Here is a 21,381-nt window from a genome sequence, read left to right on the forward strand (position 1 = left end):
TGGTTTGTGCGCGGCAGCTTAGAAAAATGCCTGAATGCCGGTTTGAGAGCGGCCAAGAATCAATGCGTGAACATCGTGGGTACCTTCGTAGGTATTCACCGACTCCAGGTTCACCATATGGCGAATTACCCCATACTCGTCGGAAACGCCGTTACCGCCGTGCATATCTCGCGACATGCGCGCAATATCCAGCGCCTTGCCGCAGTTGTTGCGTTTGATCAGCGAAATCATTTCCGGCGCCCAGTTGCCGCTATCCATCAGACGACCCACCTGAAGCGCGGCCTGAAGGCCCAGGGTAATTTCCGTTTGCATATCGGCCAGCTTTTTCTGGATCAACTGGTTAGCCGCCAGCGGGCGGTTAAACTGCTTGCGGTCCAGGGTGTATTGGCGGGCGGCGTGCCAGCAGAATTCAGCAGTGCCCATTACACCCCATGCAATGCCATAACGCGCTTTGTTCAAACAGCCAAAAGGCCCTTTAAGGCCGCTGACGTTAGGCAGCAGGTTCTCTTCAGGGACAAAGGCGCCGTCCAGTACGATTTCACCGGTAATCGAGGCGCGAAGCGACACCTTGCCTTCAATTTTTGGGGTGGAGAAGCCTTCTGTGCCACGTTCAACGATAAAGCCTTTGATCTGGTTGTCGTGGGCAGCCGACTTGGCCCATACCACGGCGATATCGGCAATGGGGCTATTGGTAATCCACATTTTGGCGCCGGTTAACCGATAGCCGCCGTCGACTTTTTCCGCGCGGGTAATCATGTTGCCGGGGTCGGAGCCGTGGTCGGGTTCGGTAAGGCCAAAACAGCCGACCATTTCACCGCTGGCAAGCCTGGGCAGGTACTTTTGTTTCTGCTCTTCTGAGCCGTACGCTTCAATGGGATACATCACCAGCGACGACTGTACGCTCATGGCTGAGCGGTAGCCGGAATCGACACGCTCCACTTCTCGGGCTATCAAGCCGTACGCAACGTGGTTAACGCCTGCACCGCCGTACTCCGGGGAAACGGTCGCGCCCAGCAGGCCCAGTTCTCCCATCTCCGTCATGATCTCGCGGTCAAAGCGCTCTTCACGAAATGCACTTAATACACGGGGCTGCAGGTTGTTTTGGCAGTAGTCGTGGGCGGCATCGCGAATCTGGCGCTCTTCCTCTGTGAGCTGGTGCTCCAGCAATAGCGGGTCGTCCCAATTGAAGTGTGTCATTACGTAGTCTCCTGAGAATTCTTGAGGGGAAACAGGTTCGCGTCGACACATCCAGGCGCCCACGCCGATCCAGCGATCTACTTTGAAAGCTATTCCAATTTATCGCCGTTATTTAAAAATATCTACATTTTTTGAAATGAAGAATTTATTGGATGCCGCGAGCCTTAAGCACTTGCGTAATGATGGGGACTGGTGTCATCAAGTGATCGCGCATTAACGTGTCAGCCTGCTCGGCATTGCGGGCCAAAATAACCTCAACAAGGGCGGCGTGCTCTTGGCGCTTTTGCGCTAGTGCGGTGGGTGACATAACGGTTTCCTGTAGCCACAAGTGGCGGTAACGTTCCACCTGATCAAACAGAGTGTGGCGCATTTGCAGCAGGTGAGGGGAGTTGCAGCCGCTGGCAATCGCGGTATGGAACGCCTTGTGACGTGTATCCCAGCCATCAAGTAGTTCATCGGGCGAGCTGATATCGGTTACCCTGGAAAGCCGGTGTGCCGTGGCTACCACCGAGGCTTCCCACTCATCGTCGCCCCGCTCGATGGCCAAGCGCAAAATAAGCCCTTCCAGCTGGGCACGTGCGTCATAAATATCATTAAGCTCAGCAAGTGACATGGGCGCTACGCGGTATCCCCGCTGGCTAATAGCCACGACCAGGCGGTCGGCTACCAGTTGCGAAAGCGCCTCCCGTAGCGGCCCGGTACTAACGCCGTAATGCTCCTTTAAGCGGCTCATAAGGAGCTTCTCTTCAGGCGCATAGCGGCCTCGGATAATGTCGTGCTTGAGCGTGCGGTAAGCGTTAATCGCTAAATTTTGACGCGGCGCATCTGGCTCCATGGCAATCTCCATTGCTATAACGTCGGCTCGCTGGTGAAAGGGTGGCAAACCGGCGAAGATATAAGAATAGCGGCTATTATTACTAAAAATTAACACTTTGGCATAAGAGGCGTGATTGATGTGGGATTTCATCATTATTGGCGGCGGAATCCTTGGGATGTCTACCGCAATGCAACTGCAGCAGACCTACCCTGATAAGCGTCTGCTGGTGCTTGAAAAAGAGCACGGCCCCGCTCAGCACCAATCCGGCCATAACAGCGGTGTTATTCATGCCGGGGTGTACTACACGCCAGGCAGTTTGAAGGCGCGGTTTTGTCTTGAGGGCAACCGAGCAACGCGGGCGTTTTGTGATCAGCATGGGGTCGATTACGCCATTTGCGGCAAGCTGCTGGTAGCCACCGATGCCCTTGAGATCCAGCGCATGCAAGCGCTTTGGGAACGTACTGCGGCCAATGGTCTGGAGCGTGAGTGGCTTAGCGCGGAGGCGCTTAAAGAGCGTGAGCCGAATATCCGTGGCGAGGCCGCTATTTACGTCCCTTCAAGCGGGATCGTCGATTATGCCCAGGTGACTCGTGCCATGGCCGCTGAATTTGAACGCCTTGGCGGGAAAATTCGCTATGGCGTTGAGGTGAAAGGGTTGGAAGAGCGCCGTGCCGAGGTGGTGGTCTCCACCTCCAACGATACGTTGAGCAGCCGCTACCTGGTGACCTGTGCCGGGTTAATGGCTGACCGGGTGATCCGCATGCTGGGTCAGAAGCCAGGCTTTACCATCTGCCCGTTCCGGGGGGAGTACTATTTATTGCCCGAGCAGCATAATCATATCGTTAACCACTTGATTTACCCTATTCCAGACCCGGGCATGCCGTTTTTGGGCGTGCATTTAACCCGAATGATCGATGGCCGGGTAACGGTCGGCCCCAACGCGGTACTGGCGTTAAAGCGTGAAGGCTATAGAAAACAGGATATGTCGCTACGCGATATAGCTCAGATGTTGTCCCATCCCGGTATTTTAAAGGTATTGGGCAAGCACCTTAAGCCAGGAATCGGGGAGATGAAAAACTCGTTTTATAAGCGTGGCTACCTGGAGCTGGTCCGCAAATATTGCCCTGATATCACTATTGATGACCTTCAACCTTACCCCGCAGGCGTTCGCGCCCAGGCCGTATCCCGTGACGGTAAGTTGGTCGATGACTTTTTATTCGTCAATACACGGCGGACGGTGAACGTAGGCAATGCTCCTTCGCCAGCGGCAACGTCAGCGCTTCCTATTGGGGCGCATATTACTCAGCAGGTCGTGGCACTATTGTCCCATTAACATCAACGCAACAGCCGTGCTAACGTCACGTGGCCGCCGCTGCGAATGCAGCGGCAAGCACAATAAATATTCTGATCGTCACGCATACTTATAAGTCCAAGCCGGACGGAGGCAACTCGCATGCAAACACTAAAATATGCAGCCGCAGCATCCCTGCTCGCCATAGCACTGCCCGCCAGCGCCCAACAGCTTTCTATCGCCACTGGCGGTACCGGGGGCGTTTACTACCCTATTGGCGGCGGCCTGGCTGAAATGATCAATAACCATATTGAAGGTGCTCAAGCGACGGCGGAAGTGACCGGCGCCTCGGTTGAAAATATGGGGCTCATCATGCGCGGCGACGCCGATCTTGCCACCGCACTGGCCGACACGGTGTACCAAGCCTATACCGGCACCGACGATTTTGAAGGGCGTCAGGTGGAAAACACTCGGGCGCTGGCATCCCTCTACCCCAATGCGGTGCAGTTGGTGACGCTTGCCGAATCCGATATTCAAAGCATCAATGACCTGGCGGGCAAGCGAGTTTCGGTTGGCGCACCGGGTAGCGGCACCGAGCTTAACGCCCGCGCCGTACTGGAATCCAACGGCATTAGCTACGAAGACTTTACTCCCCAGCGGCTCAATTTCAACGAAACGGCCGATGCCATCCGCGATGGCGATATTGATGCTGGTTTCTGGAGTGTTGGCCCGCCCACCAGCTCCATTCTTAACCTGGCCGCCACGCGCGACATTCGCTTGATCAGCCTGTCCGATGAAGAAATTGCCAACGCGCAGGAAGAGGAAGCGGTGTTTGCTCCCTATGAGCTTGCCGCTGGCATGTACGACGGCATGGACGAAGCCGTTCAAACCATCGGCATCCCCAATGTCCTGGTGGTTAACGCCGAGATGGATGAAGAGCTTGCCTACCAACTGACCCAACTGCTGTTTGAGCACACCGATGAGCTGATTGCCGTCCACCCCGCCGCCAACGACACCACGATTGAGTTCACCATGAATTCAACGCCGGTGCCGCTGCACCCGGGCGCAATTCGCTACTTTGAGGAAATGGATGTCGAAATTCCGGACCGTTTGCGTCCGTAACGACGCCTTCATCTAACGGAGCATTCGTCATGCAGTGGCAACAAAAACTGATGGCGCTCCTGTTGGTCTGCTTACCGTTTGCCGAGGCTGGGGCTTCCCCCGCCTCGGCGTCTGCGTACCTTACGGTTACCACTGAAGATGGCGAAACGCTGTTGGAGGAAGCCGCTCCTGAAGGCGTGCGCTGGTGCATTCAGTGGCAGCATTCGGTTGAACACTTCACAGTGCTGGATTGCTATCGCAACGCCAACGGTGTCATGCAGCTTGAGCGCAGCCATCAGCCTGACTTTGCCGCAGGGCTTGGGCACATTGTTGGCCGAGGTGAGCAAGTGTCTGATGGCCAGGGTGGCTACTGGATCAATGCGATTAACGAGCCTGTCATCAATAACCGGTATGTACTTCGAGTCGGTGCTAATGCGGTCAATCATCAAGTGGTGTGGCCCGATGGCGAGCACCCTGACATTAGCCTGAGCGAGCAAGTGGCAGGGCAGCGAGTCATCATCCAACTGGGTGAGCCAGAGCGCTTCTAAAAGAAACAAGCGAGACAACACTTCCGAGGACTTCATGAACGAATCCACTCCACCGCCGGTATTAATGCCGGGCGGTAATGCGATTCAACCCCGCCTGGTGCTGCGGTGTATCACCATCGTGGCTGTCGGGCTTTCCCTGTTTCAGCTCTACTCCGCCGGTATTCAGCCGTTGGGGCTGTTTTATCAGCGCGGTATCCACTTGGCGCTGATTATGCTGTTAGCGTTTTTAATGTTCCCGGTTTTTGGGCCGAACCGTAAGCGAGGTGTACTTGGCTGGGGAATTGATCTTGTCTTTTTAGCGGGCGCGCTGATTACCGGCGGCTATCTTGTGCTGTTTTTAGACGAGATTATCAATCGTGCGGGTTTCTGGAGTGAAACCGATATTCTGGTGGCCTGCATTGCGACGGTCACGGTATTGGAAGCTAGTCGCCGTGCCGTGGGCTTCGGGATGACGATTATTGGCGTGCTGGCCATCATATACGCCTTTGCCGGGCCACGCGGTGAGCTGCCTTGGCTTGGCGAGTGGCTGCCCGGTATTTTAAATCATCGCGGCTATTCTCTGGACCGAGTAGCAGGCCAGCTGTACTTGGGGCAGGAAGGTATCTTTGGTTTGCCGTTAGGGGTTGCCGCGACCTACATTTTTATATTTGTGCTGTTTGGGGCGTTTTTAGAGAGCACCGGGGCGGGAAAATTCTTTATCGATATGGCTTACGCTGCAACGGGCCGCCAGCGCGGCGGCCCGGCGAAGGCGGCTGTGCTGGCGTCGGCGGGCATGGGGTCTATCTCGGGTAGCGCGATTGCCAACGTGGTCACCACGGGCGCGTTTACTATTCCGCTGATGAAAAAACTGGGCTATCAGCCCAGGCAGGCGGGAGGAATTGAAGCCGCTGCCTCCACTGGTGGGCAAATTATGCCGCCGCTGATGGGCGCAGGCGCCTTTTTGATAGCCGAGTACACCAATACGCCGTACCTGGATATTGTCAAAGTCAGTATTTTACCGGCGATCATGTACTTCGCGACGGTGTATCTGTTTGTACATATTATTGCCCTTAAACAGGGAATGCAGGGCATGCCGAGAAGCGAGCTGCCGAAAATGCGCCAGGTCATGAAGGATGGCTGGCATTTTCTGCTGCCGCTGGCCGTGCTGGTGTGGCTACTGGTAATGAACCTTTCGCCCATGCGGGTCGGCTACTACGCGGTGATTACCATGATTGCCGTGGCCGTTTTACGTTACGCGTTATGGTACTTCTTTGTCGCGCCTGGCCAGGGTCAGCCGGTGACAGTCAGGCGGACCCAAGAGGTGGTTTGGATCGGCCTGGTGAAGTTGGTGCAGGGCCTTGAACTGGGCGCACGCAATGCCGTGGCGGTTTCCATGGCGTGTGCGGTGGCAGGCATTATCGTGGGTGTGGTTGGGTTAACTGGCCTGGGGCTTAAGTTCTCCTCCATGATGCTCGCTTTCTCGGGCGGCAATCTGGTGCTTGCCTTGGTCATGGTGTTGTTGGCAAGTCTGATTCTGGGGATGGGCCTGCCGGTTACTGCGAGCTATATCGTGCTGATTGTTCTGGTGGGCCCGGCGCTTACGGCGGAGTTTGGCGTGCCGCTACTGGTCGCTCACCTGGTAGTATTCTGGTACTCCCAGGACTCTAACGTGACGCCGCCCATCGCCTTGGCAGGGTTTGCCGGGGCTGCAATCGCGGGCAGTAAACCGATGGAAACCGGCTTCCAGGCGTGGAAGTTTGCCAAGGGGCTTTATCTCATTCCGTTGTTTATGGTGTTCAATCCGGAGATTATTGTCGGCGGCCCGGTGCCGGTGGTGATCTGGAATGCCGTCATTGCGATTTTTGCGTTGTGCGCCTTTGCCGCCGCCCTTGAGGGGTACTTGTTTACCCGTATGGGCTTGTTACCGCGCCTTGCCATTGGCGCCGCTATCGTAGGGGTTTTCTACCCCAGCTTGATCACCGAGATTGCCGGTGTTGCCGTCATGATCGTTGCGATTGGCACAAACTGGCGAGCCAGTAAGCATGAAGCGCCGAGTGTTGCATAGCGCTTAAAACGATGGCGAAAGCTGGATGTAAAAAAGCCCGGAGACCATTAGGTTTCCGGGCTTTTGCGTTTCTTGCGTTAGCGGTTACTGGCTTCAGGCTTACTTAGAAGATGGATTCCGCTGTACCCGAGCCTTGTGAGCCGCTGGCCTCTTCCAGCTCGCGGCTAATTCCGCGCGGCTGGTAGTCGGGCAAGTGGTCGCGGTGGAAGAACTCGCTGATGCCTCCCGGCTGGTTGTCATGTAAGCGTCGGCCTGAGTTAGGGTCTATCCGCGCAGTCACCACCGTGTCAGGACGCTCAGGCACGGCGGAGGGTGTGCCTTCAAGCGCCTTGCCCATAAAGGCGTTCCAAATAGGCAGTGCAGCGTTGGCGCCATACTCGGCAATGGTTTCGTTGCTGTCTTTGCCCACCCAAACGGTCGTCACCAGGTCGGTGTTAAAGCCTGCAAACCATGCATCACGCTGGCTGTTGGTGGTGCCGGTTTTACCGACGATATCTTCACGGTTAAGACTCAGCGCCCCACGGCCAGTACCCGAGGTAATAACATCACGCAGCATATCGCGCAGAATGTAGGTGGCCGCTGCGTTGGCAACGCGTTTGGCAACCGGGTATTCACGGCCATCAATCTCAACAGTTTCCTGTCCCTCTGCACAGCTGGGGCAAGCCACTTGGGGTGTCGCTTCATCAATGAGCTCGTGATCATCATTGCGAGTTACGCGTTCAATAAACCACGGCGCCACCTGAAAGCCGCCATTGGCAATCACGGAGTAGGCGTTGGTCATTTCCATGGGCGTTAGACTTGCGCTGCCCAAGGCCAAAGAGAGGCCATGAGGCAGGCGGCCTGGCGCGAAGCCAAAACCTTCCAGATAGTTAATCGTATGATCAAGCCCCATCGCCTGTAGAACGCGAATAGTGACCAGGTTGCGCGAACGAGCAAGCGCCGGGCGCAAGCGCATTGGTCCTGCGAAGTCGCGGCTGGAGTTAACAGGGCGCCAGAGCGAGTTACTGCCGTCGTCCAATACAACAGGCGCGTCATTGATCACAGTGGAAGCGTTCATTTCGCCATCTTCAAGTGCCGCAAGGTAAATGAAGGGCTTGAAAATAGAACCCGACTGGCGCTGTGCCTGAACCGCGCGATTAAACTTGCTGGCGTTAAAATCAAACCCGCCCTGCAAGGCGAGAATAGCGCCGGTACGTGGGTCTTGAGCAACGAGCGAGCCTTCTGCATCTGGCCGCTGAGAAAGGCGTACGGTGCCATCCTGAGTTTCGAGAATGCGAACCAGGTCACCGCGTACGGCAATCTGGTCGGCAGAGCTTGGCTCAGCACCACGACTGCGCGGGCTGTTATAGGTACGTGCCCAGCTTAGGCCGTCCCAGTTAATGGTTTTCAGCTCGCCACCACGGGTAAGTACCTGCATTTCACGACCACCGCTTTCCACGACGATGGCGGGTTTTAGCAGACCATAGTTGGGGGTGCGCTCAAGCACCTGCAGCCAGTTACTGACATCACCTTCAACGCCGGCGATTTCCGTTTGGCTACGCTCGGCGGCCTGGCGGGCTGTCTGACGAATTTCAGGCGACTCGGCAAGCTCTTCTTCCAGCCCCTGGGTTGCTGTACGCTCTTGGGCTTCAACGAGACTGGGAGCTATATCGTGCTGTTCAGCGCCCCGCCAGCCGTGGCGTAAATCATACTCAAGCAGGCCATTGGCCAAGGCCTCGCGGGCAAACGGCTGAAGCTCACTGTCCAGCGTCGTATAAATGCGGTAGCCGCCGGTGTACGCCGCATCGCCAAAGCGCTCAATCGCATATTGACGCGCCATTTCTGCCACGTAAGAAGCATCTACTTCGGTTTGGGTGAAGTGACGACGTGCAGTAACCGGCTCCTGTACGGCAGCCTGATAAGTGGTGTCATCAATAAAACCCAGCTCGCGCATACGGAACAGAATCCAGTTGCGACGAATCAGTGAGCGCTCGGAGTTGGCCAGCGGGTTAAACGCGGAAGGCGCTTTAGGCAACCCGGCAATCATGGCCGTTTCTGCAAGCGTCAGTTCGGAAAGCGGCTTGTCGTAATAGGTATCGGCAGCGGCTGCAATGCCATATGCTCGATTTCCTAAGAAAATTTTGTTAACGTAAAGTTCGAATATCTCATGCTTGCTGAGCAGTTTTTCCATCTGCAGAGCCAGCAGAATTTCACGCAGCTTACGAGTAAAGGTTTGGTCAAGCGTCAGCATATAGTTACGCGCGACCTGCATAGTGATGGTGGAGCCGCCTGATTGAATGGCACCACTTCGGGCAAGCTCAACGGCCGCCCTTGCGAGTCCTCGAGGATCAACCCCCGAGTGCTCAAAGTAATTGGTGTCCTCGGCGGCCACCAGAGCGTTGACCATGTTCTGAGGTATTTCGTCGAAATCAACGACGATGCGCCGTTCCTCACCAAACTCACCGATTAACTTACCGTCATTGGTGAAAATTCGTAGAGGTGAGTGAAGCTCGAAGTCTTGCAACTGACGAACATCAGGTAAGCCAGGCGAAAAATAGATAGCCGCGCCCACCATGGCTAACGCGGCGGCCCCGACTAACGACACGATAAGAAAGAACAGCGACAGAATGAGGGTTCGCAAAAACGTCATGAACAGAGGGCACCCATGAAAAGGAGAATAGGATCGGCATCCAAGCGGCCGTATCGCGCAATTGGCTGCCATTATAGGAAGGCGAGGCAGCGGCCACCAGTGTTGATATGCCGTAAATATAACGGCGCGTTACCTGACTAGCGCGTTATGCCACTACTTCTTGGGCATATCAGATGGCAGGAATAAACTCATAATGCGCCTGTTTAAAGCCAGTAAGGGATTGATCGGCATCGATATTACATCGACCGCCATCAAGCTGTTGGAGCTTAAAAAGAGTCACGACACCTACCAAGTGGAAAGCCATGCGGTTTGCTCACTTCGTGACGGTGCAGTGGCTGAACGGCGTATTCAGGACATTAATTACGTCACAGATAGTTTAAAACGTGCCATTGACCACGCCAAGCCCTCTACGCGTAATGCCGTGGTAGCACTTCCTGCCAGCATGGCGATTACTAAAATGCTCACGTTTGCTGCTGAGTTGAACGAGCAGGAAATCGAGGAGCGTTTGATGATCGAATCAGACCGTCATCTGCCTTTTCCGTTCAATGAAGTGGCGTTTGATTTTGCATGCCTGGGTCCCGCTCCCTTGGCTGTGCATTTACAACAAGTAATGTTGGTGGCTTGTCGTCAACAGGATGTTTGGCAACTGACAGAGCCCGTGGTGCGCGCAGGACTGGAACCCGTTGCGGTGGATGTCGAAACCTTTGCGATTGAACGTGCCTTTGCTGCGCTGCGCCCTCAGCTATCAGCGGCGTACGACTCTGCCGCAAGCGTTGCGTTGGTCGATATCGGGGCGCAGACAAGTACGTTTCGCGTTTTTCATAATGCACGCACCGTTTACGTCCGCGAAAACCTGCAGGGCAGCGAACCGTTAACCGCCGCGACTCAAGAGCGATACGCGCTCAGTCGAGAAGATGCCTTATGGGCTCGTCAGCATGGCGGCTTGCCAGATGATTTTCAGGACGTGGTCCTGAAGCCTTTTCTGGGTGCATTCGCACAGAGCATTGCGCGAGCCTTGCAGCTTTATATCGCCACCAGCCGCCAATCGCCTGTGGGTCATATCGTGCTAGCCGGTGATATAAATGCGCTGCCGGGGTTAGCGACCTTTATGGCTGATGCTTGTCAGCTACCGGTGACGCCGCTAAATCCGCTGCAGACGATGCCGGTCAACAAGCGCGTGGATAGGCAGGCGCTTACTCTGAATCTCCCCGGCTTGCTGACCGCAAGCGGCCTTGCGATGCGGGCACCTTTATGAGCATTACGATCAACCTGCTGGCTTGGCGGGAAGAGCGCCGAGAACAGCACACGCGACGCTTTTATACGGTCATACTGTTGTTACTGATCGCTGGTATCGCGCTGGGTAGTGGGGTTTCGCATGTCTATCAGAGGATGCTGGGCGCTCAGGAGCAGCGCAATGTGTATATCGCTGCTCATATAGAGCGTTATACACATGAAATTAGTGAAGCTGAACGCACTGTTCTGCAGGGAGAACAGCTGCGCCAGCAGTTAACCCGCTTCCAGCGCCTGCTTCAACAGCGAACACAGGCGGCTCAGCTGTTTAACAACCTTGCCGCAAGTCTTGGCGAGGGCGTGGTCTTTCAGCACCTTGAACAGCGCCATAATCGGCTAAGCGTATCCGCGGCCGCAGAAGATGAGCGTCAGATAACCGAGCAGTTACGTCGTCTTGCTGAAATGCCGGGGTTTGATATTCCGGTACTCTCCGAAATGGTCAGTGATCCGCAGGGCAGTGGGAGAACCTTCCATTTTGAAGTAACCCTCACCCAGCCGAGCGTTTCTTTGGCCGGTTCTGGAGTATCGCCATGAAATCAGGGGCGCCGCTATACCTGCTGCGATGGGGAAAAGTGTGGCAGCAAGAGTGGCAGCGTTTGCGTGCGCTTGACTGGCAGACGCTTGATCTACGTGATGCAGGCGCATGGCCCTGGTTGTTAAAAGTACTTAGCGGCGGGCTGGTGTTTCTAATGGCGTTAGTGGCGACCTGCGCATGGCTGGTGAGTGAGCATCGTGCGTCGCTGGCACAGGCACAGCAACAAGAGATAAGGCTGTTAAGCGATTACCGCAGCAGTGTTCATGCTGCCGGATTGCTGAACGGTGCGCGTACCCAGCTGGCTGGCCTGGAGGAGCAAATGGCCCGGATGCGTGCCCTGTTAACACCCCAGGCGGCGCTTCCAGCGTTACGGGATAGCATTAGAGACGCTGCTGATGAGAACCAGCTCACCATCGATGATATTTATCTGCGTCCTGTCGTTAGCCAAGTGTCAGAGCATCCTATTGATATTCAGGTAGTAGGCGATTATCACCAGTTGGCGCAGTTTATTACTGATATTAGTCAGTTGGAATACCTTGTCACGCAGCATGACATTACGCTTGCGCCGATTGATCAAGCTGCGAGCAGATTGTCTCTGTCGTTTGTGGCTAAGGCCTATAGCGACGCTGATGCTGTCAGCCAGGATGAAAGCGAAGAGGCTGAAGGCGAAAAGGGTGGCGGCGAAAATAGCTTAAATCGGCGGGAGGAGGATCAGTGAAGTGGCTTGCCCGCGTGATGAGCTGCCTGGTCAGCGTCGTTTTGCTTTCTGGTTGTCATGGGCCTGAGCTTGATCAACTGGATGACACGCTCTCAAGGATTCGCCAAACCCCAGGCACTCCCTCCGCTTCGCGTATTGAGCCACTGGTTGTATATCCCGTAGAGGCGTATGGCTACTCAGACACGCGCAGTCCTTTCCAAGCAGTGCAGTCGCCTTTGCAGATAGCTGACGTAACCCAGGATGCCCCGCTGGTGCCTGACGCACAGCGAACCCCCGAGCCGCTTGAGCGTTTCTCTATTTCGGAGCTTCGCCTGGTGGGCACGCTGGTTATGGGAGAGCGCCATGTCGCGTTGATAGAAACGCCAGATGGGCATGTAACCAGTGCTCGTACGGGAGACCATGCGGGCAGCAATGGCGGGCGTATCACGCATATTGAGGCGCACAAAGTCCGTATTACCGAGCGCATTACTACTCAGCAGGGGTGGCAAGAGCAGCAGGTTCTCCTTTCGCTGACATCGCCGCCATGATCAACCCAGGCAACTCGGTGAGCTTACCGAAAGCCTCTTTTTTTCTTATCGGAGCACGCCATGGCCGTGGTTAGTCGAATCATTATGCTTGTGTGGGTGGTACTGCCTTGGCAGGCAGTGGCGTCGGTGTTAACCGATATTGAGGTGCATCCTGTAAGTGCTGGCGCCGTGGATATTGATCTGCACTTCAGCGGTGGCGTCGCCAACGTTCAGGGTTATCGCCTGGAGGCTCCGCCACGCCTGGCGCTGGACCTGGCCAATACACAAAATGGCTTGGGTCATCGCCACATTGAGGTAGCGCGTGCGGGTGTAGAGCACATTAAGGTATTGGAAGGCAGTGGCCGTACGCGGTTAGTTATCGGCCTGGCCAACTCGTCGAATTACACCTCCCGGGTAATGGGGGATCGGCTACGAATTTCCTTGCGTGAATCGACAACGCTTGAATCGCCAATAGAGGGCTCCCTTAGTGCCCTCCAGGGCCCGCAGATTAGCGCTATTGATTTTGAGCGCGGGGCTGATCAGGCAGGTCGCTTGCTGGTGACGTTTGACCGTGAAGGCGTCGTCGCAAGCGTTCAGGAAAGCGGACATTCGAATGTATCGGGCGGCGAGGTAATTGCCACATTGCCTAACGTAACGCTGCCGGATGCGCTTAGCCAGATTTATGACGTTACCGATTTTGCGACACCGGTGACGCGGATCACCCCTCACGTTGATGCGCAGGAAACGCGTTTGGCACTTACCATCGACGGCCCCTATGCCATGCTCTCTTCACAACATGGCCGTGTGCTGAGTATCGAAGTGCAGCCTGCTGACCAGCAACGCTTGGTCGATCATGAGCTCCTACAAGATAGTTTTAGTGGTGAGCGGATAAGCCTGAACGTCCAGGATATGGAGGTACGTGCGGTGCTGGTAACGCTTGCTGAATTTACGGGGCTTAACCTGATCGCCAGCGAAAATGTGACCGGACGTGTCACGCTGAACCTTAATGAGGTGCCTTGGGATCAAGCGCTTGCCCTGATGTTAAAAAGCCAAGGGCTTGCAAGTCGTGAGCATGGCAACGTTATCCTGGTGGCGCCTGTCGCCGAGCTTGCTGAGCTTGAACGCCAGGAAATTGAGGCTCACCGCTATCATGAAGCGCTGTCACCAATCATTGATGAATTTATCGAGGTTAAGTACGCGCGTGCTGAAGATCTTGCCCAACTGCTGCAGGGTGAGGATGGCTTTGGGCTTCTGACCGAGAAAGGGCGGATCAGTGTCGACCCAAGAACCAATGCCTTATTGGTTCAGGACACGGCGAACCAGGTAAGTATTATCAAGCGTACTCTGGAGCGCCTGGATGTGCCGGTGCGTCAGGTGCAAATTGAAGCACGCATCGTTATCGCTCGGGATACCGCCTCTCGAGCGCTAGGTGTTAACTGGGGCGCTTCGACGACGCGAGGTTTTCAGGCGTTGGATAACGGCAATGTTGGCGCGCGCAATATCAATCCGGATGGCTTGAACCGTGCCCGCAGCGGTTTAGCGGTAGACCTGGGCGCGCCTTCAGGGCCAGGTACAGGATTTAGCTTTGGTTACTTGTCCGGCGACATTTTGCTGGACCTGGAGCTTCGTGCGCTGGAAAGTGAAGGCAAAAGCCAAACCATCTCGCAGCCAAGGGTCATCACGGCCAATCAGCGTACGGCAATTATTCGCCAAGGCGAGGAGCGCGCATTTCAGAGTGTCGATGCGCAGGGAAACCCCGATACTGAATTTAAAGAGGCCGAGCTTTCGTTGGAAGTGACACCGCAGATCACGCCGGATAATCGTATTATCATGGACCTGGTGGTGAAAAATGATAGTTTCAGGGAGTCGGGGTTTGGCGGAGAACCGCCCATCGATACCAATCAAATTGAAACGCAGGTGCTGGTCGATAATGGCCAAACGGTTGTATTGGGTGGCATTTTGACCACGGAACAATTAAACCAAATGACCAAAACCCCGCTTTTGGGTGATATTCCTTTGCTCGGACACCTGTTTCGCTATACCGAAGAGAGCAATGAAAAGGTAGAGTTGTTAGTCTTTATTACTCCACGACTACTTGACGATGGCTTGGCGGTTCGCTGATGCAGGATTTACCCAACCTTTTTTTGATCGGCCCCATGGGGGCTGGTAAAAGCACAATAGGTCGCTTGTTGGCGGCAGAGCTTACGCGCACATTTTATGATAGCGACCACGCCATACAGGATCGCTGCGGTGCGGATATCCCGTGGATCTTTGATGTAGAGGGTGAACCCGGTTTTCGCCAGCGTGAGCTGCAGATGATCGATGAGCTGACAAGGCTCTCCTGCGTGGTGATGGCAACAGGCGGCGGCGCCGTGCTGCACCAGGATAATCGCCGGATGCTGCGTGAGCGCGGAACGGTGATCTACCTGATGACCACGGTTGAACAGCAGCTTAAACGCACGGCGAAAGACCGTAATCGCCCGCTTCTTCAGTGCGCAAACCGGGAGCAGGTGCTCAACGATATGTTTGCTGCCCGCGACCCGCTTTATCGCGCCACCTCGGATATTTCAGTGCGCACGGATAGGCGTAGCCCGCGCGCCGTAGTCAATGAGATATTGCGCCGGGTGCGGCGTTTGACCGACCCGCTGGAAAATAGCGCCACGCTTAACTCAAAGGTATCCCAATGACACAGCCCGCCAGTGCTCAGCGTACACTTCATGTTGCGTTGGGTGATCGCAGTTATCCGATCCATATTGGCGCCGGCCTGCTGAGTGACCCAGAGGCGATAACGCCCTATCTGGCCGGTAAGCAGGTGATGGTGGTGACGAATGAAACCATCGCGCCCCTTTATCTGGAGGCGCTGTGCGCCAATCTTCCTGACGATGTGGAGGTGCGTACCGTCGTTCTACCTGACGGGGAGCAGTACAAGAGCATTGAGCAGGTTAGCCGCATTTGGGACGCGCTGTTGGAGGCAGGGTTTAACCGCCGCTGTACGCTGATTGCGTTAGGCGGCGGCGTAATTGGTGACATGGCTGGATATGCCGCCGCGTCGTACCAGCGTGGCGTGGCCTTCATTCAGGTGCCCACCACGCTGCTTTCCCAGGTGGACTCTTCTGTCGGAGGGAAAACGGGCGTTAATCACCCGCTTGGCAAAAACATGATTGGTGCTTTCTGGCAGCCGAAAGCGGTACTGATCGACATTGCAACGCTTGCGACGCTGCCCGAGCGAGAGCTTTCTGCCGGGCTTGCTGAAGTTATCAAGTATGGCTTTATTCGTGATGAAGCGTTTCTTGGCTGGCTTGAGGCCAATATGGCCGCGCTGCGTCATATTAGCCCCGACGCCATTGTCGAAGCCATCGCACGCAGTTGCCAGATTAAAGCCGACATTGTGGCCGATGACGAAACGGAGCAGGGCGTGCGCGCATTGCTCAATCTTGGTCATACCTTTGGTCACGCGATTGAGGCCCACCAAGGGTATGGCAACTGGCTGCACGGCGAAGCAGTCGGTGCAGGCATGGCCATGGCGGCTGCCCTTTCTCAGCAACTGGGGCGTATCAGTAGTGCGGATTTAACGCGTATCCAGGCGGTGATTGAAAGCGCTGGTCTTCCTCTTCATGCCCCAGCGGATATGCTAAGTGACGACTTTTTAGCCCGGATGCGTCTGGATAAGAAAAACGTGGATACCAGACTTCGGCTGGTGCTGCTAAACGCTACCGGCGATGCATGTGTTGATGACACGACGCCAGAGGCGTTAGTGCGTGCTTTGTTGGATAACTACCCACGGCTGTAACCCGCCTGTAAACGTATTTTGTGCTCACTAAGCCCACCGACAAGGTGGGTTTTTTTATGGCCCGATATTACCAGGCGATGCGCCGGATAATGTTATTAGCATGCCGTATGCACTATCGGCATGGATATATTAGGGGTGTTTAGACTAAAGTTTAACGCTCGGCATCCTTCGTTGAAATAGCGTTATATGGCTTTTTAAGTGTTTGAAGTGTATGCATTTTTCGTTGAAGGGTGGTTTTCAACTATAGGATTTGAAAAGACTTTTCGGGGTTTTGATGTTGGCGGTGATTGCGCTGGCGGGAAGCAAGTCGCTATGCTGAGCGACCATTTTCTTGCGGCAGTGAATCGGGGAAACACCCAGTTATAGGCGGGTAGAGGTTTGTGTGTGAAAAGAAAAACCGTCTATTACATCATAATAACGCTGCTAATAAAATACCTTTGACTAGAGGCACGCCCATGAATAAAGGTCTTCACCAGCCCGGCGAGTTTCGCGATAACTGCGGCTTTGGCCTTATTGCCCATATGGAAGGGCAGGCCAGTCACGATTTGCTGAAAACCGCTATCGAATCACTCACCTGTATGACGCATCGGGGCGGGATTGCCGCTGACGGTAAAACCGGTGATGGCTGTGGGTTGCTGCTTAAAATGCCGACCCGTTTTATGCGCGAAGCCGCACAAGACGCGCTGGCGATTACGCTGGGCGATCAGTTCGCCGTGGGCGTTGCTTTTCTACCCAGCGATGATGCCCGTGCCGAGGCTGCGCGCGAGACGTTTGCGCGCGAATTGGGTGCTCGTGGCCTAAATGTCGTCGGCTGGCGCGTTGTGCCCACTGATTCAAGCGTTTGTGGCCCCATGGCGCTTGACTGCCTGCCGCGTATCGAGCAGGTCTTTATCGAGCCCGGTGAGAGCGAGCAGTTCACTGTTGATCTGTTTATGGCGCGCCGTTATACCGAGCAGGCTTTACGGGCCGAAGAAGACTTTTATGTCGCATCGCTCTCCTCTGACGTGGTGTCGTATAAAGGCCTGGTCATGCCGGAAGATCTTCCGGCGTTTTATAAAGACTTAAACGACCCGCGTCTGGAAACCGCTATCTGTGTTTTCCACCAGCGCTTTTCAACCAATACGGCGCCGCGCTGGCCGCTGGCACAGCCGTTTCGTCTGCTGGCTCACAACGGTGAAATCAATACGATCGAGGCTAACCGCGGTTGGGCGAACTCACGCAAAGCCAACTTTGTTAACGAGCGCCTGCCCGATATCGCCCAGTTGGATGAAATCGTTAATACCACGGGGTCCGACTCTTCCAGCATGGACAATATGCTGGAAGTGCTGCTGACGGGGGGGATGGAGCTGCACCGTGCGGTACGCATGATGGTACCGCCTGCCTGGCAAAACGTTGAAACCATGGATGCTGAGCTGCGCGCCTTCTACGAGTACAACTCCATGCACATGGAACCGTGGGATGGTCCGGCGGGTGTGGTCATGACTGATGGCCGCCAAGCGGTGTGTATGCTGGACCGTAACGGCCTGCGTCCCGCTCGTTGGGTCATCACCAAAAACGGCTATATCACCCTGGCATCTGAAATTGGTACTTACGGTTACAAGCCTGAGGACGTGGTCGCCAAAGGCCGCGTAGGCCCTGGTCAAATGCTGGCGGTTGATACCCAAACCGGCGAAGTGCTGCATACCCGGGATATTGATGACCGCCTGAAGTCTGCTTATCCCTATAAGCGCTGGCTCAAGCAGGAAGCCAACTATCTGGAATCCGCGCTCACCGAACTTGCACGCTTCCAGACCATGGAGGCTGATGCGCTGAACGTGCACCAGAAGATGTTCCAGGTGACGTTTGAAGAGCGTGACCAGGTGCTGCGTCCGCTGGCCGAAAGTGGCCAGGAAGCCGTAGGTTCCATGGGTGATGACACCCCCATGGCGGTGCTTTCTAGCCGTCCGCGCCTGTTAACCGACTTCTTCCGCCAGAAGTTTGCTCAGGTAACCAACCCGCCGATTGATCCGCTGCGTGAAGCCATCGTGATGTCGCTGGAAACCTGCTGCGGTGCTGAGCTTAACGTTTTCAAGGCAACGCCTGAGCACGCGCATCGGTTGATCCTGACTACACCGGTACTTTCACCACGTAAATTTACCGCGCTGGTTAGCCAGGGCGACCCGGCCTTTGCAAGCCACACGTTGTCAATGGGCTACGACCCGGAACAGCAGAGCTTAAAGCAGGCGCTGAATGCGCTCTGCCAAGAGGCCGAAGCCCAGGTGAAAGCGGGCAAGGTGATCCTGGTACTTACCGATGCGGAGCTACCCAAGGGTATTATTCCTATTCAGGCGCCGCTCGCCGTTGGCGCGGTGCATACGCACCTGGGCCGCCTGGCATTGCGTCCCAACGCCAATATTATCGTTGAGACTGGCTACGCCCGGGATGCCCACCAGATGGCCGTGCTGTTTGGTATCGGTGCGACCGCCGTGTATCCGTGGCTTGCCTATCAGATTATGGCCGATATGCACCGTACGGGTGAGCTTACCGGCAACCCGGCCGACGACCGTGAGAACTATCGCAAAGGCTTGCAAAAAGGCCTGTTCAAGATTCTCTCCAAAATGGGCATCTCGACGTTGGCCTCCTATCGTGGCTCCATGCTGTTTGAAGCCGTAGGGCTTTCTGATGACGTGATGGATACCTGCTTTGCAGGCATGGCATCGCGCATTCAGGGCGCGGGTTTTACCGAGCTGCAAATGCAGCAGGAGCTGTTGGCCAAGGATGCCTGGATTCCCCGTAAAGGTATCTCCCAAGGCGGTATGTTCAAGTATGTGCATGGTCATGAGTACCATGCCTATAACCCTGATGTGGTGAAGTCGCTTCAGGCTGCCGTGCAGGAGGGCAGCTACGCCAAGTGGAAGGCGTTTGCTCAGCTGGTTAATGAGCGCCCTGTTGCCACTATTCGTGATTTGCTGACGCTAAAGCCTGCCGCGACGCCGTTGCCGCTTGAAGACGTCGAGCCGGTTGAAGCGCTGCTGCCGCGCTTTGATAGTGCCGGGATGTCGCTGGGAGCGCTCTCTCCTGAGGCGCACGAGGCGCTGGCCCAGGCAATGAACGAGGCGGGTGGGCGTTCCAACTCGGGTGAGGGTGGCGAAGACCCGGCCCGTTACGGGACGATCCGCAGCTCTAAAATCAAGCAGATCGCCTCGGGGCGCTTTGGGGTAACGCCTGCTTACCTGGTCAATGCAGAAGTGCTACAGATTAAAGTCGCCCAGGGCGCGAAGCCGGGCGAAGGTGGTCAGCTACCTGGTGGCAAGGTCAACCAACTTATTGCGCGTCTGCGCCACGCGGTGCCTGGCGTCACGCTGATTTCACCGCCGCCGCACCACGATATTTACTCGATTGAAGACCTCGCGCAGCTGATCTTTGATCTTAAGCAGATCAATCCGGATGCGCAGGTGTCGGTCAAACTGGTATCTGAGCCGGGGATTGGCACCATCGCCACCGGCGTTGCCAAGGCTTACGCCGACCTGATCACCGTGTCGGGTTACGACGGCGGCACCGCGGCAAGCCCGCTGACCTCTATCAAGCATGCGGGCTCCCCTTGGGAGTTGGGCCTGCCTGAGGTGCACCAGGCGCTGCGTATCAACGGCCTGCGCGACAAGATTCGCCTGCAAACCGACGGCGGCCTTAAAACCGGTCTGGACGTGATCAAAGCGGCCATTCTGGGGGCGGAAAGTTTTGGTTTTGGTACCGCACCGATGGTGGCGCTGGGCTGTAAGTTCCTGCGTATTTGCCACTTGAACAACTGCGCCACCGGGGTCGCTACTCAGGACGACTTCCTGCGCGGCGAGCATTTCCGCGGCACGGTGGATATGGTCAAAAACTACTTCCGCTTTATCGCTGAAGAAGTGCGTGAGCTGATGGCCATGCTGGGCGTGCGCCAACTGACCGACCTGATCGGGCGTACTGACCTGCTGGCAGTGCTTGAAGGCAACACGGCAAGCCAGCACAAACTCGACCTGATGCCGTTATTGGCCAATGACTTTGTACCCGCCGAAGCGCCTCAGTTCTGTACGGTGAGCCGTAACGTACCGCACGACCCGGGGGCCAAAAACCAGGAAGTGCTGGCGGCGCTGAAAGATGCCATTGAGCATCAAACCGGCGGTGAGTTCAGCTTTACGATCACCAACTGCGACCGCAGCGTTGGCGCACTTACCTCCGGCGCTATCGCCAAGCGTTATGGGGAAGAGGGCCTGGAAAACGCGCCTGTTACCGCACGCTTTACCGGTGTGGCAGGGCAGAGCTTCGGCGTCTGGAATGCCCGAGGCCTTAACCTGTACCTGGAAGGCGATGCCAACGACTACGTGGGTAAGGGCATGAACGGCGGCAAGATCGTTATCGTGCCACCCAGAGTCAGCCAGTTCGAAAGCCATAAAACCGCGATTATCGGTAACACCTGCCTGTATGGCGCAACCGGCGGCACGTTGATGGCTGCGGGCACCGCTGGCGAGCGGTTCGCGGTGCGTAACTCCGGCGCCACGGCGGTGATTGAGGGCGCTGGCGACCACTGCTGCGAATACATGACCGGCGGTCTGGTGTGCGTGCTGGGTGAAACGGGCGTTAACTTTGGCGCAGGCATGACCGGTGGGTTCGCTTACGTGCTGGATGAAGACCGTACCTTCGTGGACAAGTACAACCACGAGCTGGTCGAAATTCATCGCGTCAGTACCGAAGCCATGGAGGCCTACCGCCGCCATCTTCGCGAGCTGATTAGCACCTACGTCGAAGAGACGGGTTCTAGCCGTGGGGCAGCGATTTTAGAAGACTTTAGCGACTACTTGCGCCACTTCTGGCTGGTGAAGCCAAAAGCGGCGAGCCTGGGTAGCCTGCTGGATCAATCTCGGCGTCAGCCGCAATAAACCGCCTGTGTCTACGC

The 21,381-nt window shown here is 55.9% G+C and carries 15 protein-coding genes; 12 read left to right on the forward strand and 3 right to left on the reverse strand.

Annotated features, from left to right (window positions below):
- Window positions 1–18: 18 nt before the first annotated feature.
- Window positions 19–1,197 (reverse strand): acyl-CoA dehydrogenase, encoded by a 1,179-nt coding sequence (locus ACT3TY_RS14395; RefSeq protein WP_444628711.1) that lies wholly within the window; start codon window positions 1,195–1,197, stop codon window positions 19–21.
- A 145-nt stretch (window positions 1,198–1,342) separates the two neighbouring features.
- Window positions 1,343–2,032, reverse strand: a complete 690-nt coding sequence (csiR, locus tag ACT3TY_RS14400; protein WP_087107872.1) for a DNA-binding transcriptional regulator CsiR — start codon at window positions 2,030–2,032, stop codon at window positions 1,343–1,345.
- A gap of 118 nt (window positions 2,033–2,150) precedes the next feature.
- Between csiR and lhgO the strand changes: the two genes are divergently transcribed.
- The 4 genes from lhgO (at window position 2,151) to ACT3TY_RS14420 (ending at window position 6,998) form a co-directional block, all read left to right on the forward strand.
- A complete protein-coding gene (gene lhgO, locus ACT3TY_RS14405) occupies window positions 2,151–3,347 on the forward strand; it encodes an L-2-hydroxyglutarate oxidase (protein ID WP_444628712.1) in 1,197 nt (398 codons plus the stop codon).
- Between the two features lie 120 nt (window positions 3,348–3,467).
- Entirely contained in the window at window positions 3,468–4,427 is a 960-nt protein-coding gene (locus ACT3TY_RS14410) for a TAXI family TRAP transporter solute-binding subunit (protein ID WP_193055323.1), read from the forward strand.
- Window positions 4,428–4,456: 29 nt separating this feature from the next.
- Complete coding sequence (locus ACT3TY_RS14415; RefSeq protein ID WP_444628713.1) at window positions 4,457–4,954, forward strand: DUF1850 domain-containing protein; 498 nt, start codon at window positions 4,457–4,459, stop codon at window positions 4,952–4,954.
- Between the two features lie 34 nt (window positions 4,955–4,988).
- Window positions 4,989–6,998 carry a TRAP transporter permease gene (locus tag ACT3TY_RS14420; RefSeq protein WP_444628714.1) on the forward strand — a complete coding sequence of 670 codons (2,010 nt, stop codon included), beginning with the start codon at window positions 4,989–4,991 and terminating at the stop codon, window positions 6,996–6,998.
- Between the two features lie 103 nt (window positions 6,999–7,101).
- On the opposite strand, the gene ACT3TY_RS14425 is transcribed toward ACT3TY_RS14420, so the two are convergent.
- Window positions 7,102–9,627: a penicillin-binding protein 1A gene (locus ACT3TY_RS14425; RefSeq protein WP_172118661.1), complete on the reverse strand. Its 2,526-nt coding sequence runs from the start codon at window positions 9,625–9,627 to the stop codon at window positions 7,102–7,104.
- 193 nt (window positions 9,628–9,820) lie between these two features.
- On the opposite strand from ACT3TY_RS14425, the gene pilM reads away from it, so the two are divergent.
- The 8 genes from pilM (at window position 9,821) to gltB (ending at window position 21,364) form a co-directional block, all read left to right on the forward strand.
- On the forward strand, window positions 9,821–10,882 hold the full coding sequence (gene pilM / locus ACT3TY_RS14430) for a type IV pilus assembly protein PilM (protein WP_193055326.1): 1,062 nt from the start codon (window positions 9,821–9,823) through the stop codon (window positions 10,880–10,882).
- Complete coding sequence (locus ACT3TY_RS14435) at window positions 10,879–11,451, forward strand: PilN domain-containing protein (protein ID WP_193055327.1); 573 nt, start codon at window positions 10,879–10,881, stop codon at window positions 11,449–11,451. Before pilM ends, ACT3TY_RS14435 begins: the two co-directional genes overlap by 4 nt.
- Complete coding sequence (locus tag ACT3TY_RS14440) at window positions 11,448–12,170, forward strand: type 4a pilus biogenesis protein PilO (RefSeq protein WP_193055328.1); 723 nt, start codon at window positions 11,448–11,450, stop codon at window positions 12,168–12,170. Before ACT3TY_RS14435 ends, ACT3TY_RS14440 begins: the two co-directional genes overlap by 4 nt.
- On the forward strand, window positions 12,167–12,697 hold the full coding sequence (locus tag ACT3TY_RS14445; protein WP_287078461.1) for a pilus assembly protein PilP: 531 nt from the start codon (window positions 12,167–12,169) through the stop codon (window positions 12,695–12,697). Before ACT3TY_RS14440 ends, ACT3TY_RS14445 begins: the two co-directional genes overlap by 4 nt.
- 60 nt (window positions 12,698–12,757) lie before the next feature.
- The gene (gene pilQ / locus ACT3TY_RS14450; protein ID WP_444628715.1) at window positions 12,758–14,797 is read left to right on the forward strand and encodes a type IV pilus secretin PilQ; all 2,040 of its coding nucleotides are present in this window, start codon (window positions 12,758–12,760) and stop codon (window positions 14,795–14,797) included.
- Window positions 14,797–15,363, forward strand: coding sequence for a shikimate kinase AroK (gene aroK / locus ACT3TY_RS14455; RefSeq protein ID WP_192526567.1), 567 nt, complete (start codon window positions 14,797–14,799; stop codon window positions 15,361–15,363). Before pilQ ends, aroK begins: the two co-directional genes overlap by 1 nt.
- A complete protein-coding gene (aroB, locus tag ACT3TY_RS14460; protein WP_172118668.1) occupies window positions 15,360–16,466 on the forward strand; it encodes a 3-dehydroquinate synthase in 1,107 nt (368 codons plus the stop codon). Before aroK ends, aroB begins: the two co-directional genes overlap by 4 nt.
- 455 nt (window positions 16,467–16,921) lie before the next feature.
- Window positions 16,922–21,364 carry a glutamate synthase large subunit gene (gene gltB / locus ACT3TY_RS14465; protein ID WP_444628717.1) on the forward strand — a complete coding sequence of 1,481 codons (4,443 nt, stop codon included), beginning with the start codon at window positions 16,922–16,924 and terminating at the stop codon, window positions 21,362–21,364.
- Window positions 21,365–21,381 lie beyond the last annotated feature (17 nt).

It is taken from the genome of Halomonas sp. AOP22-C1-8, assembly GCF_052378905.1.
GTDB lineage: Bacteria > Pseudomonadota > Gammaproteobacteria > Pseudomonadales > Halomonadaceae > Vreelandella > Vreelandella citrativorans.

What these genes read in the sequence shown, in the direction of transcription:
- ACT3TY_RS14395 (WP_444628711.1), bottom strand. Translation starts at nt 1,197, where the DNA reads ATGACACACTTCAATTGGGACGACCCGCTATTGCTGGAGCACCAGCTC.
- csiR (WP_087107872.1), bottom strand. Translation starts at nt 2,032, where the DNA reads ATGGAGCCAGATGCGCCGCGTCAAAATTTAGCGATTAACGCTTACCGC.
- lhgO (WP_444628712.1), top strand. Translation starts at nt 2,151, where the DNA reads ATGTGGGATTTCATCATTATTGGCGGCGGAATCCTTGGGATGTCTACC.
- ACT3TY_RS14410 (WP_193055323.1), top strand. Translation starts at nt 3,468, where the DNA reads ATGCAAACACTAAAATATGCAGCCGCAGCATCCCTGCTCGCCATAGCA.
- ACT3TY_RS14415 (WP_444628713.1), top strand. Translation starts at nt 4,457, where the DNA reads ATGCAGTGGCAACAAAAACTGATGGCGCTCCTGTTGGTCTGCTTACCG.
- ACT3TY_RS14420 (WP_444628714.1), top strand. Translation starts at nt 4,989, where the DNA reads ATGAACGAATCCACTCCACCGCCGGTATTAATGCCGGGCGGTAATGCG.
- ACT3TY_RS14425 (WP_172118661.1), bottom strand. Translation starts at nt 9,627, where the DNA reads ATGACGTTTTTGCGAACCCTCATTCTGTCGCTGTTCTTTCTTATCGTG.
- pilM (WP_193055326.1), top strand. Translation starts at nt 9,821, where the DNA reads ATGCGCCTGTTTAAAGCCAGTAAGGGATTGATCGGCATCGATATTACA.
- ACT3TY_RS14435 (WP_193055327.1), top strand. Translation starts at nt 10,879, where the DNA reads ATGAGCATTACGATCAACCTGCTGGCTTGGCGGGAAGAGCGCCGAGAA.
- ACT3TY_RS14440 (WP_193055328.1), top strand. Translation starts at nt 11,448, where the DNA reads ATGAAATCAGGGGCGCCGCTATACCTGCTGCGATGGGGAAAAGTGTGG.
- pilQ (WP_444628715.1), top strand. Translation starts at nt 12,758, where the DNA reads ATGGCCGTGGTTAGTCGAATCATTATGCTTGTGTGGGTGGTACTGCCT.
- aroK (WP_192526567.1), top strand. Translation starts at nt 14,797, where the DNA reads ATGCAGGATTTACCCAACCTTTTTTTGATCGGCCCCATGGGGGCTGGT.
- aroB (WP_172118668.1), top strand. Translation starts at nt 15,360, where the DNA reads ATGACACAGCCCGCCAGTGCTCAGCGTACACTTCATGTTGCGTTGGGT.
- gltB (WP_444628717.1), top strand. Translation starts at nt 16,922, where the DNA reads ATGAATAAAGGTCTTCACCAGCCCGGCGAGTTTCGCGATAACTGCGGC.